Below are 18,617 nucleotides of genomic sequence, written 5' to 3'. Positions count from 1 at the left end.
CATTTATTCTATATACCACATATTAACAACATAGTATTTACTTTCGTCATTTAAAAATTATTTTCCAAGAGCTTTTTCAACTTTAGCATAAACTTCATCACAAGTCTTTACGCCGTCTTCAACTAATTTATCTACCTCTGTTTTTACCTTATTAACATATTCTTTATCTTGTATAGAATTTATATTTATAACTACATTTAATTGTCCACCAAGTATAGCAGCTCTTAAACATTGAACTCCTACACCAACATCGCTTATAGCAAGTCTTGAACCTTTATCAACTAAATCTTCATGTAACTTAATAGCTTCATAGCAAACTCTTACTATATTTAATGGTACTTCACAAGCAACTTTGAGTGCTTTTTCCATTGTTTCTGCTTTTATTCTTTTTTCTTCTTCTGTTTCTTTAGGAAGCCCATAAGCTTTCGATAATGGTAAGAAACATTCTGCATCATCATCTATCATTTTTAATAAATCTTTTTCTAGTTTTCCAGCTTTACTTAATATCTCTTTTACACTTTCTTCATACTCAGCATACTTTTTCTTTCCTATTGTAAGATTACAGACCATACTGCCTAGGGCCATACCAATTGCACCAACTAGTGCAGCTGCTCCACCGCCACCTGGTACTGCTTCTTTAGAAGATAGTACTTCTACAAAATCAACACAAGTTTTATCTGCTATTTTCATTATAATCCTCCTTGAAAGGATGTAGGAAAATATCTCAAATTATTCGAGCTATTTTAAGATATTTCCTACTCTTTATTTATAAATTAATGTGCTTAGAATAATCCAGCTATTACTCCGTTTTCATCAACATCTATTTTTTCTGCTGCTGGAACTTTTGGTAATCCTGGCATCTTCATGATTTCTCCAGTAAGTGCAACTATAAATCCAGCTCCTGCTGAAATTGCTGCTTGTCTTACAGTTATTCTAAATCCTGTTGGTCTACCTAATTTAGTTTGGTCATCAGTTAAAGAATACTGAGTCTTAGCCATACATACTGGAACCTTAGTAAATCCAAGTTTTTCTAAGTTAGCTATTTCTTTATCAGCTTCTGGAGTATAATCTACACCATCTGCTCCATAAATCTTAGTAGCTATAGCATTTATCTTGTCTTTTATAGATAAATCATCTTCATAGCAGAATCTAAAGTTATTTTCTTCTTCATCTAATAATCTTAAAACTTCTTTAGCTACTGCAACTCCACCTTCTCCACCTTTTGCCCATACTTCAGAAAGAGCAACATTTACACCTAATTCTTTACACTTGTCTTCAACAAGTTTAAGTTCAGCTTCAGTGTCAAGTGGGAATCTGTTTATTGCAACAACTGCTGGTAATCCATATACTTGAGTTATATTTTCAACATGTTTTAATAAGTTTGGAAGTCCTTTTTCAAGAGCTTCTAGGTTTTCGTTATTTAAGTCTGCTTTAGCAACTCCACCATTGTATTTTAATGCTCTTACAGTAGCAACTATTATAACAGCATCTGGTTTTAAGTTTGCCATTCTACATTTTATATCTAAGAATTTTTCTGCTCCAAGGTCAGCACCGAATCCAGCTTCAGTTATTACATAATCAGCAAAGTGCATAGCCATTCTTGTAGCTATAACAGAGTTACATCCATGAGCTATATTTGCGAATGGTCCACCGTGTACAAATGATGGTGTTCCTTCAAGAGTTTGAACTAAGTTTGGTTTTAAAGCATCTTTTAATAATGCAGCCATTGCACCATTAGCTTTTAATTGTCTAGCTGTTACAGGGTCACCCTCGTAGCTATATCCAACTATTATGTTTCCTAATCTTTCTTTTAAGTCAGATATATCACTTGCCAAACAGAATGCTGCCATTATCTCAGAAGCAACAGTTATATCAAATCCGTCTTGTCTAACTGCTCCATCACCTTTTTTACCCATACCATCAACGATATTTCTAAGTTGTCTATCGTTCATGTCTACACATCTTCTCCAAGTTATTTTCTTAGGGTCTATTCTAAGAGCATTTCCTTGGTGAATATGGTTATCAAGCATAGCAGCTAAAAGGTTATTAGCAGCTCCTATAGCATGGAAATCGCCTGTGAAGTGTAAGTTTATATCTTCCATAGGAACAACTTGTGCATATCCTCCACCAGCTGCTCCACCTTTAACACCAAATACTGGTCCTAGAGATGGTTCTCTTAAAGCAACTAGTACATTTTTGTCTAACTTAGCAAATGCATCAGCAACACCTATAGTAGTAGTAGTTTTTCCTTCACCTGCTGGAGTTGGGTTTATAGCTGTAGTTAATATTAACTTAGCTTTTTTACCAGTGTCTCTTTTTAGTAGATTGTAGTCAACTTTGGCTTTATATTTACCATAAAGTTCTACATCATCTTCACCTAGTCCTAATTTTTTTGCAACCTCTCTAATATCTTGAGGTTTAGCTTCTTGAGCTATTTCAATATCAGATTTAAATCCCATAACTGAATCTCCTCCCACAACCTAAATAGATTTAAAATATAATTTTTCTAAAAATTGTATTAATATGTAAAAATTATATTTTATAAGATAATTATACATGTAAAATTGCTTAAAAACTAGCTACTAAGCTATTAAAATATTCAAACTTAATAGCTAGTTATTTATCTAATTACTTATTTATTACCTATCTATTACCTATGTCTAACCTTTAACCAACCTAAAATCCCAAATCAAAATTCTATTTATCTTTAAATGACATTAATTTATCTTTTATTGCTTTAATTTGTGCTTTTGTTGTTTCACTAGAATCATATGGAGATTGATTAGCTCTATCAGAATCTATAACATCTTGATTATAATAAATAAATCCTAAAGATTCTCCATCTTCTAAGTTTTTGATTATAAATTCTTCATCTTCTTTATTTCTAATTTTATTTCCTACAACAAATACCTTATTTACTCCTATATCATGTCCAAGTTTTTTAACTTTTCTATATGTTTGCAGACTTCTTTCTCCTGGTTCTACAACTACTATAAAAGCATCTACTCCTTGGGCTGTTCCTCTTCCTAAATGTTCAATTCCTGCTTCCATATCCATAACAACTACATCTTTATTTTGTAGTATTAAATGTGAACATAATCTTTTTAAAAGAACATGCTCTGGACATACACATCCAGTGCCACCAGAATCTACTGTTCCTAATGTAAGTAATCTTACTCCATTATATTCTTTACAGAAATTTTCAGGGATATCGTCCACTTTAGGATTCATCTTAAACATTTTTCCAAATGAACCTACAGAAGCAGCTGTTCTATCTGAAACTAATTTCTTCATTTCTGATATAGGTACTATTGATTCATATACTTCTTTTGGAAAACCTAGTGCTAAAGCTAAATTAGCATCCGGGTCGGCGTCAACAGCAACAACTCTGTATCCGTCTTCAGCAAACATCCTAGAGAGCATTGAAGAAAAAGTCGTTTTACCTACTCCACCTTTACCTGTTATTGCTATCTTCATAATCCTTACCACCTTTATTTCTATTTGCTTTTTATGTAGTCAATTTTTATAGTTAATTATTTTTTTATACACTAAAAATAAACTACAGCTAGTTCTTACAGGAACCAATTACATTTACCTTACTAGCTTTTCAAAGCAGCATGTATAGTTTTATTATTCTTCATTATATTGTTTATATTTTATTTATTCAGTATATTCATTGTATTTTGATACTCTTTACTTTAATATTTGACTTTATTCAACCATAAACTTGTTTATAAAATCGTTTTTTCTATGATTTTTTTATTTCTTAAGCTTCAGCTTTTTCTGCCATTTTTTCTTCAACTAATGCTTCAAAGTGAACACGTTTCTTCTCTATATCTTCTATTATTGTAGCTGCTAATTCTTTTGGATTTGTGTTTACAGTAAATGTTGCACCAACTTTATCTTTTAATTCACTAGTTAAGATATCTACTGCTCTTGAAGAACCAGTTATTGGAGGCATTATTCCTAGATAAGTATCTATACCAGAAGCCACAACATAACATCCTATAGCAACTGCTTTTTCTGACATCCACTCTGGAGCTATACCTACAACTGGAAGGTCACACATATCCATATCTAAGTAATTAGCTGCTGCTCCAACTAAATCTAGTATACGGCTTATATCAACGCAAGAACCCATATGTAGTACTGGTGGGATTCCTACTAATTTACAGACAGTTGCAAGACCTTTACCTGCATATTTTTCAGCTGCATCAGTTTCCATTAAACCAAATTTAGCTGCTGCTGAAGCACCACATCCTGTAGTAACTACTATTATGTCATTTTTGATTAATTCTTTCATTATTGTTACGTGAGCCTCATTTGAAACTCCTTTAGCATTGTTACATCCAACTACACCAGCTGCTCCTCTTAATACTCCAGATTTTAAACAGTCTGTTAATGGCTTAACTGTTCCTGCTGGGTCTATATGAGAGTTTACAACTCTATCTAATTGGTTTACTACTGCTTCTACACTATACCCAACTGTTGCTCCTGATTTTAATTCAGGTATAAGTACTTTTGATTTATCTCTATTTTTAAAGTTTAAAATAGCTTCTTTAACTATTGCTTTAGCATCATCAAGTGCTTGTTCTTCTCTAAATTCAATATAAGTTGAACCTGTTATTTTAGCTTTTGGAGAAGTTGTTACAAATTTAGTATGGTAACAATCTGCAACTCTAGCTAATGCAGGGAATATACATTGAACGTCAACTATTACAGCTTCAACTGCTCCAGTTATTATTGCAAGTTCTTGTTGATGGAAGTCTCCTGCTATTCTTACACCATGTCTCATTGTAATCTCATTACCTGTACAACACATACCAGCTAAGTTTATTCCATCTGCTCCAACCTCTTTAGCTAAAGCTACTAAGTCTGGCTCTTCTGAAGCTAAAACTATCATTTCTGATAATGCTGGCTCATGTCCATGTAATATTATGTTAACTTTATTTTCTTCTAATACTGCTAAGTTAGCCTCTGTTCTTCTTGGCACTGGAGTTCCAAATAAGATATCGCTTAGACGAGTACCTATCATAGAACCACCCCAACCATCAGCCATAGAAGTTCTAAGACTCATGTGTATTAAACTGTCTATATCACCAGTACATCCTATATGAGTAGAGTGCATTATTGTTGCAATTTCTCTATCTATAGCTCTTGGTTCTATAGCATATTCTTTCCATATTTTTTGTCTTGGCTCTGGCGCATTTTTTATAAATCTTAATGTCCCAAAAGGTTTTCCAAATTCCATTAATGCAATTTCTGCCACTTCATGTGCTACATCATAGATATCTCTACCTTCTGTTTCTACATCCCATTCTTTAGCTAAAGTTATTAACTTAGCTTCATCTCTTATTTTATAGTTTCCATTTGGATCAGCTAATGCTAATGTATGTGCTATATCTCTAGCATGGTCTGAATGGGCAGCTGTCCCACCAGCAACCATTCTTGCAAAGTTTCTACCTACTATAGTGTGTTCATCTGCTCCACATAACCCTCTTGGAGTCTTTGGACTTATTCTACATGGTCCCATTCCACATATTCTACAACAAACACCTTGAAGACCAAAACCACATTGTGCCTTAAAGCCTTCTTTTCTATCATACATTGTTTCTACGCCTTCTTCTCTAGCTTTTGCTATCATCTTCTGGCTGTTTAAATCAATTGTTAACATTTTTTCATCCATATTCCTATCCCCTTTTTTTGATTTTTAAAATCCCCCAGGTGACTGACTTCATGTCATAAAATAATAAAATAAATGCTTTCTAAGTTGATTATATACTAATTTTCAGTACTTTGCTTTAGATTTAAATATTTTTTTAACAAAATTAGATAATACATAAAAATTTAATTTTTGGTACCTAATTTAAGTTAATTTTACTGCCTGTTTTAGGCTATTTTTTAATACCTAAACCTATTTTTTGATACTTTAGTTTAATTAAATTACGTTTTGATTTTTTTTAAATCAAGTTTGAATTATTTCTAGTCATTTTTTGTTTTTATATATTGATTGTGTATTTATTATTTTTCATTACTTTTTGGACTTGTTACAGATTTTTACTCCCTAAACTTAATTAGTAAAAACTTCTTAGAATAGCATTTTTTGGACTAATTTTTTTGAATTTTTTCATTTTTCCTACTTTAATATTAATTATAGCTTCAAATTGAACATTTGTATATATTCATTTGAAGCTATAATTATTTTTTATATAAAATTTTTTTAATATCGCATTAATTTAGACATTTTGACTGCTTTTTCTATTTTTATTCATTTATTTCATACTCTTGATTTTATTTCATGCTCTTAGCTACAATAGCTCCATATGCAATAGAGTATAATTTAGATTCATGTGAATCAGCTCTTGATACCAAAACTATAGGAGCTTTTGCACCCATAATTATACCTGCTGATTTAGAATCCGCCATATATGTAAAGGCTTTCCCTATTCCATTACCAACCTCTATTGTTGGAACCAACATAATATCAACATCACCAGATACTTCACTCTTAAATCCTTTTATTTCACTAGCTTCTTTTGAAACCGCTAAATCAAAAGCTAGAGGTCCTTCTACTATTACGTTATCTCCAAACTCTCCCTCTTTGCAAGCTTTTGCTAACATATCTGCATCTACAGTAGCCTGCATCTTAGGATTTACTTTTTCTTTAGCTGCTAAGCATGCAACTTTTACAGTTTCCATACCTAAAGCTTTTGCAGCTTTTATTGAATTTTTTAATATTTTTGCCTTTTGTTCATAATCAGGTGCTATGTTCATTCCTCCATCTGTAGTTATAAGTAATTTATGGTATTTTTCTAGCTCATATACCATAACATGACTTAATAAACTATCAGTTCTAAGACCATAGTCTTTGTTTAACACTTCTTTTAAGATAACTGATGTATCTAACAATCCTTTCATTACAAAATCAGCTTCTTTACTTGATACTAATTTAACTGCTATTTCTGCACAGTCTTTGATATCATCCTTATCCACTATTTTGATACCATTTAAATCAAATCCTATTTCTTTTGATATTTCTCTTATTTTTGCTTCATTTCCAACTAATATAGGAGTAATTATATTTCTTTCTACAGCATCCTTTATTGCCATCAAAACCTCTTTGTCATGAGCTGCTGCCACAGAGAGAACTATTTTCTCTCCTCCTTTAAGTTGCTCTAAAATATCATCTAATTTTTTTATCAAAAGTAACCCCTCCCTTATATATATTTAACTAAATAATACCATATTTGCTATACCTTTTCTCAATTTATTTTTTATGTTATAAAAAATTTGTATAACTAAAAGATAGTTTAATATTTTATTCTGGGATTTAATCAATAACTCTTAAAATCTTTGCAGGGACACCGCCTACAATAGTATTTTCTGCAACATTTTTGGTTACAACTGCTCCAGCAGCAATAATTGCATTATCACCAATAGTAACTCCAGAAACAATAGTTACATTAGCACCAATCCATACATTTTTTCCTATTATAATTGGAGAAGGATAAGTTGTACTACGTTTCTCTGGTACAATACCATGGTTAAGTGTAGCTAATACCACATTATGACCAATTTGAGTATTATCTCCAATCTCAATACCACCTTGGTCTTGAAAATGACAACTGCTGTTTATAAAAACATTCTTTCCTATAGTAATATTTTTTCCACAATCCGTATAGAATGGTGGAAACATAAAAAATGATTCATCTACTTTCTTACCAATTAACTCAGAAAACAAACTACGCACTTCTTCTGGTTCATGATAAGAAGAATTTAACTTACTTGTTATTTTCATTGCCTCATTACTTAACTTAACCATAAATTCATGTATTTCTGATTCACTAGAAACAGGTTTTCTTTGATTGACATGCGTTAAAAATTCATTGATATTCATTTTATACATCCTTTCAATATAAACTTTAATTTATTTGTATTTTCTAAATAATATTTCAATAAAAATTAGTTTATTTAACTTTATAAGCAATATAATTACTTCTTTTAGTGTAATATACAACTTCTCCTATATCAAATACCTATATTAAATACTTAAATATACGTAAAAAGCATAAAAGTTGATATAATTATATTAATAAATAAGTTAGTAAAGGATGATTAACTATGGAATTAAGAGTATTAAGATATTTTTTAGCAATTGCAAGAGAGGAAAGTATATCTGGTGCAGCAACCTTTTTACATATAACACAGCCAACACTTTCTAGACAGATTATAGAACTTGAAGAAGAGTTGGGAGTCAAATTATTAGTTCGAGGAAATAGAAAAGTTTCCTTAACGAATGAAGGTAGACTTTTACATAAAAGAGCAGAGGAAATTATATCATTAGTTGATAAAGTAGAATTGGAATTTGACAATCCCAATGAAATTATTAGTGGTGATATATATATAGGTGGTGGAGAAACTGAAGCTATGCGACTTATAGCTAGAGCTGCACATCATTTTCATCAAAAATACCCTAATGTAAGATACCACATTTTTAGCGGAAATGCTGATGATGTAACTGAAAAATTAGACAAAGGACTTCTTGACTTTGGGATTTTAATTGAACCTGCAAACATACAGAAGTATGATTATACACAAATTCCTGCTACTGATGTTTGGGGGTTACTAATGCGTAAAGACAGTATCCTTGCTTCACAGAATACGATAAATCCAAAAGATTTATGTAATATACCACTTATTATTTCAAGACAGACACTAGTTGATAAAGCAATTTCTAAATGGCTTGAATATAGTACTGAAAAGCTAAATATTGTTGCTACATATAATTTAGTTTATAATGCTTCTCTTCTAGTGGAAGAAGGACTAGGTTATGCTTTATGTTTAGATAGACTCATTAATACTACAGAAAATAGTAATCTTTGTTTTAGACCTCTATCTCCCCCTTTAGAAGCTAAATTAAATATCATATGGAAAAAACATCAAATATTTTCAAAAGTAGCTGAAAAATTTTTACTTCAAATACAAAAAGACTTTTCTTATATCCTGTTGAACTCATCTGAAGGAAAATAAGTAAAAAATAAAAAGCGGTATAACATGATAAATGTTATACCGCCTAACCAATAAAATCAAATACAACTTAACAATATACTTACTTATTTATTCCAAGCTCTTTTAAACAAGCAATTGTAATCTCATCTTGTGGATTCAATTCATAAGCTCTTTCTATATAATAAGTTGCATCATCAATATCACCATTATTTAAATAAGCCATACCTAAATTACAAAGTATCTCTGGGTCTTCCTTTATCTTAGCAGCTTGTTCAAAATATTCTATTGCTTTGTCTAAATTATTTTTATAAGCCTCACAAAGCCCTAATTCCACTATAGCATCCACTTGCTTAGGCTTTATTATCAATATCTTCTCCAAATACATCTCAGCCTGTTCTATTTCGCCCATACCCTTATATCCAAGAGCTATCATGAACAACAAGTTCCACCAATCCATATGTTCTTCTTCTAATGGAAGTAGTTTCTCTAATCCTTCTTTAAATTTACCTTGAAATACAAGCGTATATCCTTCTTCGTACTGAACCTTAAAGTCCATCTTTCCTAGATTATCTTGTATCTCAGCTACTAAATCAGCATCTAGCCCCAGTCTTAACGCATCTTCCCAAGTTAGCTTGGTCTTTAGATATTGACCTTGATTATAGTAATGGTAGCCTAAGTGATAATAACCTAATGCAAAATTCTCATCAACACCAATTATCTTTTCAAGCTTGGCCATTGCTTCAAGTAAAAATGCATTCATTGCCTTCTCATCCATGTCTTTTTGATACTGTTTTGCTATCTCTTGGCAAACAATTGCATAATTATACATTGCATCTAAATCATCTGGATACATTGTTATAAATGCTTTTATATATATTAAAGAATCTGTATGCTCACCAATCTCAAAGTATTTTCTTGACATATATCCCATATATGCCTTCAAATCCAGATTAATATCTTTAGCTAAAGCATTTAAAAACTTTTCATATTCTCCATTGTTTTTAAATTTACTATCTATCCCAATTATATATATCATAGCATCTGCTATAGACATTGAATTTAACTTATCTTGGGCAGTCTTTTCTTTTATTCCTTTTACCAATACCTCATTTTTTATAGGTACATCTAATCCATCTTTTGGCACATCATAGCTCTTTAATTTAAACTCTCCACCATGCTTTATAGTAATAAAAGCTAGTTCCTCTGCCTTTTTCAGCAAATATTTTTCTATTTTAAAATCCATTTTCTCCTCCTAAATATTTAAATCTCTACTTTATGAGTTTTAGATTTCTCAAATATTTTTTTATCATCATATTCAAATAAGACTACATTTTCTTCTTCTCTTATTTCTGTATTTATATCATTTTTTAAATCCACAACATTGAATTTAAATGGCTCAAAATGAACATATTTTATTATATGTTTAGCTGGCTTATCAACAAAACTAGGTAAATATGTTGATAAATTATCATTATCCTGTAAAAATACATGGCATCTATTCTTAAAATCATCCACATCTAACTTATTAAAAAACTGTGGTATATTCGATGTTTTACCCAGTGATATATAGTCATACTTTAATATATCATTGAATACATCATTATCTATATTTATTTTTTCATTATAGAAATCCATCAATATTTTGTAAAGTTGATTCTTTCCTTGTGCCAAATCAAAATATCCATTTTCATCAAAATACTTGGCAAAAGTCTCAAAGAATTTAAAAGGACTTTGTTTATAAAACTTGCCTATAATATATCTCATAGACAACACAAAGTTTTTAGAATTATAATATCTCTCCAATATATCCTCTATATCCTTTAGCTTCAATGTTTCCTCATAACTTATATAATTATTATATAAAAATTCATATGGAGCATAATCTTTATATTTAAAACCATGCTCATCTGCCACTTTTCTCATGCCTGTACCTTTAATCATCTTTAAAAAACCTAATTGTAGATGCTCTATACCTAAATTAAATACATCATTAAAGGAATTCTCAAAACTCTTATAATCTTCATAAGGAAGCCCTGCAATTAAGTCTAAGTGCTGATGTATATTTCTATAAGATGCTACAGTCTGCACAACATGAGACAACTTTTTAAAATCATCCCTTCTACCTACTGCATCAAGTGTTTTTTCATTTGTCGATTGTACACCTATTTCAAACTGAAAAAGACCTTCTTTACAATCAGCTAAAAATTCAAGCATCTTATCATCTATCAAATACGCTGTAACTTCAAAATGATAAGTAGTATATCCATTATCATTTTTCATAAGAAAATCCATAATTTCCATAGCTACTTTTTTATTTGCATTAAATGTTCTGTCAATAAATTTTATCTGTGATACCTTTGCATCTATTAAAGCTTTTAAATCACTCTTTATCCTATCTAAACTAAAATATCTTAGACCTGGAATAGTAGATGATAAGCAGTACTGACAGTTAAATGGACAACCTCTTGATGATTCATAATACACTATTCTATTTTCATATTCCTTTGGATTTAAATTCTCATAAGGACTAGGAATCTCGTCCAAGTTTTTAAGTAATTCCATTGGTTTATTCACTATTATCTCATTGCCTTGTCTATATACAAGTCCATTTACATCGTTTATGTTTTTTTCACCTTGTAAGTGAAGTATTAAGTCTTTAAAAATTAATTCTCCTTCTCCATAAAGTATATAGTCCACAAAGTCGTACTTTTTCATCGCCTCATAACTATCATAACTAACTTCTGGTCCGCCCAAAGCTATTTTAGTATTAGGTCTAATTTTTTTTAGATTATCACAAAGCTTAACTATATCTCCCACATTCCAAATATATGTGGAGAATAATATTATATCATACTCGTTTTTGTATATATCCTTCAAAATATAGTCCAAATCATTATTTATCGTATATTCTTTCATATCAACTTCTATCAAATCTCTTACAAATTCTTTTAGATATCTTATAGCTAAATTTGTATGAATAAACTTAGAATTTAATGTTGTTAATAAAATTTTCAAATATTTCTCACCTCTTTTTAAGATTATACTGTCTTTTTGTACCCCTTATAGGTTAAAATAGTATATGTAAAGTTTTAATAATATCTATATAATTAATTTATTAATTTCAAGTAATGTGAGGAAAGGAAGTTTTTTATGGAATTAATTGAAAAAGTATCTATCAACTCTTTATCAAAAAGAGATTTACTACTTATTATAAAGTCTCTTGAATACACTAATGAAAATACTCAAATTAGTGATTTTATTGACCTTAGAAATAATATTGTAAAGGAATTATGTTTTTTAACTGACACTAAGGAAAAAGATTTTTTGGATTATCTAGAAAAAAATAGCACGCTCTAATAACCTAAACCTTTTTAAATTTCAATATATAAATACCTGATTTAGAATTTATTTTTATGCTTAATATATTATCATTAAAGGTTTTCGACATAACTGTTATTTGATTAAATATGGGGTCTATTATAGTATTACCTTCTTCAAGTCTTATAAGACTTCTTGGGTCTATCTTTTTATTGTAAGCTTTAACTCCAATTTTATATTTTCTCAATTTAACAACATATTCCGACATAGAAAAAATGAAATCTATATTATCTTCATTTAATTCACTATCTTCACCCAAAATGGATAATATAGATTTTTTTATGCTCTTAATTCCTTCATTTTCTACAATCCTATCTTCCATATATACATCATATAAGACGTTTAACACATTTAATAGAATACTTTCTTCATCATAATCTTCAAACTTCGAATCAATATATTTATCAATTAATTGTATTGCTTTAATCCTTGCCATCTGAAACTTTACAATATCGGATTTGTCTAATTCTATAGAAAATCCTATTATCTTGTCTTTAATACTTTGTAGTAATTCGACATATTCTATTTTACTATTATTTATAAGATTGTGCATAACAGAATTATAAGCTACAGAACCTAACAAATAATCAAATAAAGATTCTTCTTTTTTAAAATAATTCACATATTTTTTTATTAGTCTAATAACCTCATCTTCACTTTTTTGGATATTAGTATTTGATAAAATTAATGGTAATAAAATATTTAAAAAATTAATAGTACCTATTTTCTCTCCATAAAATCTATAGTAAACAAGTTCATCTCTCAGTCTATTTTCGTCTATATATACACATCTTTGCACTTTATCATCTATTAAGGATTTTGTATTTATTATAATCAAATCTTTAAGAGCCCTACTTGCACTATTAAAAGAAGATGTGTAGACTTTTTTTAGTAATTCGTCATTCATAAATATATCCTTTCTAAAAAATTGAATCTAAATATCTTGTCATTAAAAAAAAAGAGACAGCCCGTTTAAGAAGCTGTCATATATAGGGGGATAGTAGTGTACAAAAATCATTGTAATCTACTATCTATATATTATTATACGATACTACTTTTTTATATGTAAAGTATCAGTTTTCGACATCCCTATATTTTACAGTTATACAAATTGCGTACTAAGTTCAATTTTATTCTTTTTATTTCAACATTTTATCGTGTTACATTCTTTCTGGAGCGTGCATTCCCAACAGCTTCAGAGAATTCTCTAAAGTTTGTTTTGTAGCTAGAACTAATGCAAGTCTCGCTTTTCTAATTTCCAAATTTTCTACTAAAATTGGATTGTCATGATAAAATTTATTAAACGCTTGAGCCAAATCTAACATAAATCTAGTCACTATATGTGGTTCATTTTTCTTTAGAGCAAGTAAAATATTTTTGTTAAATGATTCTATAACTCTAAGAACTTCTGCACTATCTTCATCAGCTAATAGACTATAATCTATATCAGAAGTTACTTCTTCTTCTGATTTTCTTAAAACTGCACAACATCTAGCATGTGTATATTGAACATATGGTCCAGTCTCACCATCAAAGCTCAATGTTCTTTCCCATGAGAATGTGTAGTCTTTTATTCTACTATTAGATAATTCTTGGAATACTACTGCACCAACACCTACTTGCTTAGATATTTCATCTACATTTTTAGCATTTGGATTTTTAGCTAGTATAATATCCTTAGTCTTATCTATAGCTTGATTTAAAGCATCTTCTAAAAATACTACTCTTCCTTTTCTAGTTGACATAGTACCTTCTTCAAGAGCTACCATACCAAATCCAACATGAGTTAAATCTTTTGCCCAATCGTATCCCATAAGCTCAATTACCTTAAACCATTGTTGGAAATGTAAGTTTTGTTGAGAACCAACTACATATATACACTTGTCAAAATTGTAAGTTTCTTTTCTATATATTGCAGCAGCTAAATCTCTTGTCATATATAGAGTTGAACCATCATTCTTAGTAATAAGTGCTGGTGGCATCTTATATTCTTCTAAATCAACAATCTTTGCACCTTTAGACTCTTTTAAAAGATTTTTCTCTTCTAATAACTCAATAACTTTACCCATCTTATCAGAATAGAAACTTTCACCTGCCAAAGAATCAAATTCTATATCTAAAAGTTTATACACTCTGTTAAATTCTTTTAAACTCTCATCTCTAAACCATTGCCATAATTCTTTTGCTTCTTCGTCACCATTTTCTAATTTAGTAAACCATGCTCTTGCTTCATCTTCCATTTCTGGATATTGTTCAGCCTCATCATGGAATCTTACATATAATTTTAGTAATTCTGGAATTGGATTAGATTCTACTACCGTCTTTTCTCCCCACTTTTTAAAGGCCACTATTAACTTACCAAATTGAGTTCCGTAGTCACCTAAATGATTTATTCTTATAGTCTTGTATCCTTGTGAGTCATATATCTTATATAAAGCATTCCCTATAACTGTAGTTCTTATATGCCCTATATGGAAAGGTTTTGCTATATTTGGAGAAGAATACTCAACTATTACAGTTTTATCTTTACCAAAATCACTATGACCGTAGTTTTCTTTTTCCTCTAATACTTTTTTGATTACAGTTTCTGCTAATTGAGATTTATTTACAAAGAAGTTTACATATCCGCCTAATTGTATTACCTTTGTTATCTCTCCACTTGGTTCTATACTTTCTGCCAATTCATTTGCTATCATGTTTGGAGCTTTTCTAAATACTTTAGCTAATTTAAAGCATGGAAAAGCATAGTCACCCATATCCTTATTTGGTGGTACTTCTATAAGTGCCTCTATCTCTTCTTTCGATAAATCTTCTATTTTTTCTTTAAGGCAATTTGATATTGCTACCTTGAAATCTTGCATCTTGTTGCTCCTCTCTACATTGTACCTGGTTTATATTGTGCTTATCTCTTTATGTTAAATCAAATTTCGTGTTTTTTCAAGTATTTCATTATGTGACAAAGTACTTTAAAAAATGTACCCTTTGTATGAATTCTGCATACGTTAAAAATGCTCTAATTACAATTTTAATTTATACCATTTTATTAATCTGTATAAGATTTTTTCAACCTTACATTTACTTTTTATACAACTTTTCTACTTTTTATGATGTTTTATAAATTTGGTTAATTCTTATAACTATCTTTATACACATGCTTGTAACTATCTTTATATACAACTTTTTTATTCTTGTATTGATTTTCTACAAATCTTTTTCACTTTTAACTCTTATTCCTGCTTCTTCAAGTAGTTTTGCTGTGACACCTTTTCCTGAGATTTTTTTACCAGAAAAACTACCGTCATAAATTAAATTACACCCACAAGATGGACTGCCTTCTTTTAATATTGCTTCGCTACATACATATAAATTTGCTATTTTTAGAGTCTCTTTTGCACCCTTTACGAAGTTTTCTGTCACATCCTTATTATCTTTGGTAATTACCTTATTATCAACTATTTCAACAGGTGGTCTTGGTGTAGATAGACCACCTAACTGTTCTGGACATACAAGTGTAAATTCTTTGCCTTTTAAATATTCCTTAACTTTTTCATTTTCATTATTATCGCCACTATATTTACAATTTATTCCTATTAAACATGCAGATACTAATATCATAAAAATGTGCTCCCATACAAATTATTTTAGTTTAACAATTGTTACTCCTGCTCCACCTTCTCCGTATTGACCACCTCTTTGTGATTTTACATGTCTATTTCTTCTTAAGACGTCTTGTAGTCCTGCTTTCAATACTCCTGTACCTATTCCATGTATTACTGTTACAGATTCTAATCCTGCCACATATGCATCATCAAGATATTTTTCGACTTCCATTATAGCTTCTTCTAAATTTAATCCTCTAAGGTCAACTTCATTTTTTATATTACCAGATTTTGACCTTATGATATTTCTTGTTGATTTAGTTACATTTGTTGAAACATCTTTGCGAGTTTTTTGTAAAGACTTAAAAGGTAGAGTCATCTTCATTATACCAATTTGCACTACTGCTTCTTTTCTCTTTTTATCCACTGAAACTACACTACCATTTTGATTTAAAGTTATTACCTTAACTTCTTCACCTGGTTTTAGGTCTTTTATCTCCTTATTTGAAACCTTTGGAACTATCATACTTTTTACTGTTGGTTGAAGACTTCCCATGGAGCTAGTCAATTCTTTTCTAAGCTCTTCTATCTTACGATTCTTTTCTTTTGAAGCTCTTTCCTGTTCAAGATTTCTAAGTTCCTTTATTATTAGGTCTACTTCTTCTTTAGCTTGTCTTATAATTGAAAAGGCTTCTGATTTAGCTTTTTCAACCATCTTATCTCTTTGGCTAATCAATTTTTCAAGCTTTTCATCATACTCTACTTTTAGTCTTTCAATCTCTTCTTTTAATCTTTCAGCTTCTTCTCTGTCTTCTACTGCTTTGATTCTATTCTTTTCAACATTCTGTAATACATCTTCTAATGCTATATTATCTGTATTTATATATTCTTTAGCACGTGAAATTACATAATCACTTAGTCCAAGTTTTCTAGAAATCTCAAAAGCATTCGATTTTCCAGGAACACCTATAAGTAGTTTATATGTCGGACTTAATGTTTCTATATCAAATTCAACTGCTGCATTTTCTACACCAGATTTAGTAAGAGCATAGTTTTTAAGCTCACTATAGTGAGTAGTTGCTATACATTTAGCTCCTACAGAGTTTATATCTTCTAATACTGCTATTGCAAGGGCAGCTCCTTCAACAGGGTCTGTTCCTGCTCCTAATTCGTCAAATATAACTAAAGAGTCTGCTGTTACACTTTGTAGTATTGATACTATATTCGTCATATGCGATGAAAATGTTGATAAACTCTGCTCAATACTTTGTTCATCTCCTATATCTGCAAATACATTATCATATACACACATACTACTTCCATAATCAGCAGGTATATGAAGTCCACTTTGTGTCATAAGTGCAAATAGACCTACAGTTTTTATTGTAACAGTTTTACCACCTGTATTTGGACCTGTTATTACCAATGTGTGGAAGTCTCTTCCTAAATAAATCGTATTTGCTACTACTTTCTTCTTATCCAACAATGGATGTCTTCCATTTTTTATATTTAAATATTTATCCTCATTTAAAGTTGGTTCTATACCTCTCATTTGTATAGAAAGTTTTCCCTTTGAAAATGCAAAATCCAATCTTCCTAGTATCTCCTGATTAGAAATCAAATGTTCACTCACTTCTCCAACCATAGCAGAAAGCTCTGATAAAATTCTTTCTATCTCTTCTTGTTCTCCTAATTTCAACTGTCTCAACTCATTATTCATCTCTACTATAGTCATTGGCTCTATAAAAAGTGTCGCACCAGAAGATGACTGGTCATGTACTATACCAGCTACTTGCGACCTATATTCAGCTTTTACAGGCACTACAAATCTATCACCTCTTAGAGAAATTATGGCATCTTGTAAGTATTTTTGATACGTAGTCGAACTTATTATTGAATTTAGTTTTGACCTAATGGATTGATTTTTTTGAGATATTCTTCTTCTGATATCTCTAAGTGTACTTGAAGCATTGTCAGATATTTCTACTTCACTAATTATCGCAGTGTATATCTGGTCTTCTATGTCTTTATACACGTATAGAGAATTTGATAGAGATTGTATTATTGGATAATTGAAATCTTCTTCATCACTACTAGATAGACTATTTTTTAATCTCCTAGCTACTCTTAAAGTATCTGCTATCATAATTAGACTTCCTGGGTCAAGAGATGCTCCTATATATGCTCTCTTTACCTTGTCTTCTATATCATGAATACCTTCCAAAGCTACTGAACCTCTCTTTATAATAATTGATTGAGCTTCACTAGTTTCTTCTAGCATGGATTTTACTTCTACAAAATCAGTATTTGGGACTAAACTTTCTATATATTTTAGACCTAAAGAAGATGAGGCTTTCTTCTTTAATAAGTCTATTATTTTGTTGTATTCTAGAACTCTTAACGATTTCTCATTCATTTTCTATATTCACCATCCTCGATATTTTAACTTTTTTATTTAATTTTAAAAATGTATGCTTTTCAAGCATTTCCAATAAAAACTGCAAGTTTTATTTCTTTTTCATTTCTAAAATTATTATATTTTTTCTCTTTTAGATATATTTTACACATATTTTGTATTATACTATGTATGTAGCTATCTATATATTATACATAAACATGCTTTATTTGTAA

At 30.0% G+C, this 18,617-nt stretch carries 14 protein-coding genes; 2 read left to right on the top strand and 12 right to left on the bottom strand.

What is annotated here, in order from left to right:
* Positions 1 to 57: 57 nt before the first annotated feature.
* The 6 genes from ACTG48_RS04195 to ACTG48_RS04170 form a co-directional block, all read right to left on the bottom strand.
* Positions 58 to 690, bottom strand: coding sequence for a cyclodeaminase/cyclohydrolase family protein (locus ACTG48_RS04195; protein ID WP_021383524.1), 633 nt, complete (start codon positions 688 to 690; stop codon positions 58 to 60).
* 92 nt (positions 691 to 782) lie between these two features.
* A complete protein-coding gene (locus ACTG48_RS04190; protein ID WP_021383446.1) occupies positions 783 to 2,459 on the bottom strand; it encodes a formate--tetrahydrofolate ligase in 1,677 nt (558 codons plus the stop codon).
* A gap of 238 nt (positions 2,460 to 2,697) precedes the next feature.
* Positions 2,698 to 3,477 (bottom strand): ATP-binding protein, encoded by a 780-nt coding sequence (locus ACTG48_RS04185; protein WP_021383484.1) that lies wholly within the window; start codon positions 3,475 to 3,477, stop codon positions 2,698 to 2,700.
* 289 nt (positions 3,478 to 3,766) lie between these two features.
* Positions 3,767 to 5,686, bottom strand: a complete 1,920-nt coding sequence (gene cooS, locus ACTG48_RS04180) for an anaerobic carbon-monoxide dehydrogenase catalytic subunit (RefSeq protein WP_021383498.1) — start codon at positions 5,684 to 5,686, stop codon at positions 3,767 to 3,769.
* Positions 5,687 to 6,291: 605 nt separating this feature from the next.
* Entirely contained in the window at positions 6,292 to 7,203 is a 912-nt protein-coding gene (locus tag ACTG48_RS04175; protein WP_021383475.1) for a bifunctional enoyl-CoA hydratase/phosphate acetyltransferase, read from the bottom strand.
* A 127-nt stretch (positions 7,204 to 7,330) separates the two neighbouring features.
* The gene (locus tag ACTG48_RS04170; RefSeq protein WP_479918218.1) at positions 7,331 to 7,897 is read right to left on the bottom strand and encodes a DapH/DapD/GlmU-related protein; all 567 of its coding nucleotides are present in this window, start codon (positions 7,895 to 7,897) and stop codon (positions 7,331 to 7,333) included.
* A gap of 224 nt (positions 7,898 to 8,121) precedes the next feature.
* Between ACTG48_RS04170 and ACTG48_RS04165 the strand changes: the two genes are divergently transcribed.
* Positions 8,122 to 9,030: a LysR family transcriptional regulator gene (locus ACTG48_RS04165; protein WP_479918217.1), complete on the top strand. Its 909-nt coding sequence runs from the start codon at positions 8,122 to 8,124 to the stop codon at positions 9,028 to 9,030.
* A gap of 79 nt (positions 9,031 to 9,109) precedes the next feature.
* Here ACTG48_RS04165 and ACTG48_RS04160 read toward each other — a convergent pair whose 3' ends face one another.
* Both ACTG48_RS04160 and ACTG48_RS04155 read right to left on the bottom strand, forming a co-directional pair.
* On the bottom strand, positions 9,110 to 10,252 hold the full coding sequence (locus tag ACTG48_RS04160; protein ID WP_021383467.1) for a tetratricopeptide repeat protein: 1,143 nt from the start codon (positions 10,250 to 10,252) through the stop codon (positions 9,110 to 9,112).
* Positions 10,253 to 10,269: 17 nt separating this feature from the next.
* Entirely contained in the window at positions 10,270 to 12,024 is a 1,755-nt protein-coding gene (locus tag ACTG48_RS04155) for a B12-binding domain-containing radical SAM protein (RefSeq protein WP_479918216.1), read from the bottom strand.
* A 135-nt stretch (positions 12,025 to 12,159) separates the two neighbouring features.
* Here ACTG48_RS04155 and ACTG48_RS04150 point away from each other — a divergent pair, with 135 nt between their 5' ends.
* Entirely contained in the window at positions 12,160 to 12,366 is a 207-nt protein-coding gene (locus ACTG48_RS04150; protein ID WP_003418305.1) for a hypothetical protein, read from the top strand.
* Between the two features lie 4 nt (positions 12,367 to 12,370).
* Here ACTG48_RS04150 and ACTG48_RS04145 read toward each other — a convergent pair whose 3' ends face one another.
* The 4 genes from ACTG48_RS04145 to ACTG48_RS04130 all read right to left on the bottom strand — a co-directional run bounded on the left by ACTG48_RS04145 (position 12,371) and on the right by ACTG48_RS04130 (position 18,402).
* Complete coding sequence (locus ACTG48_RS04145) at positions 12,371 to 13,294, bottom strand: hypothetical protein (protein ID WP_479918215.1); 924 nt, start codon at positions 13,292 to 13,294, stop codon at positions 12,371 to 12,373.
* Positions 13,295 to 13,547: 253 nt separating this feature from the next.
* Positions 13,548 to 15,248, bottom strand: coding sequence for an arginine--tRNA ligase (gene argS / locus ACTG48_RS04140; protein WP_479918214.1), 1,701 nt, complete (start codon positions 15,246 to 15,248; stop codon positions 13,548 to 13,550).
* Between the two features lie 340 nt (positions 15,249 to 15,588).
* Complete coding sequence (locus tag ACTG48_RS04135; protein ID WP_479918213.1) at positions 15,589 to 16,002, bottom strand: 2-thiouracil desulfurase family protein; 414 nt, start codon at positions 16,000 to 16,002, stop codon at positions 15,589 to 15,591.
* Between the two features lie 21 nt (positions 16,003 to 16,023).
* The gene (locus ACTG48_RS04130; RefSeq protein WP_479918212.1) at positions 16,024 to 18,402 is read right to left on the bottom strand and encodes an endonuclease MutS2; all 2,379 of its coding nucleotides are present in this window, start codon (positions 18,400 to 18,402) and stop codon (positions 16,024 to 16,026) included.
* Positions 18,403 to 18,617 lie beyond the last annotated feature (215 nt).

It is taken from the genome of Clostridioides sp. LIBA-6822 (assembly GCF_056688955.1).
This window is presented reverse-complemented; position numbering and strand designations above follow the sequence as displayed.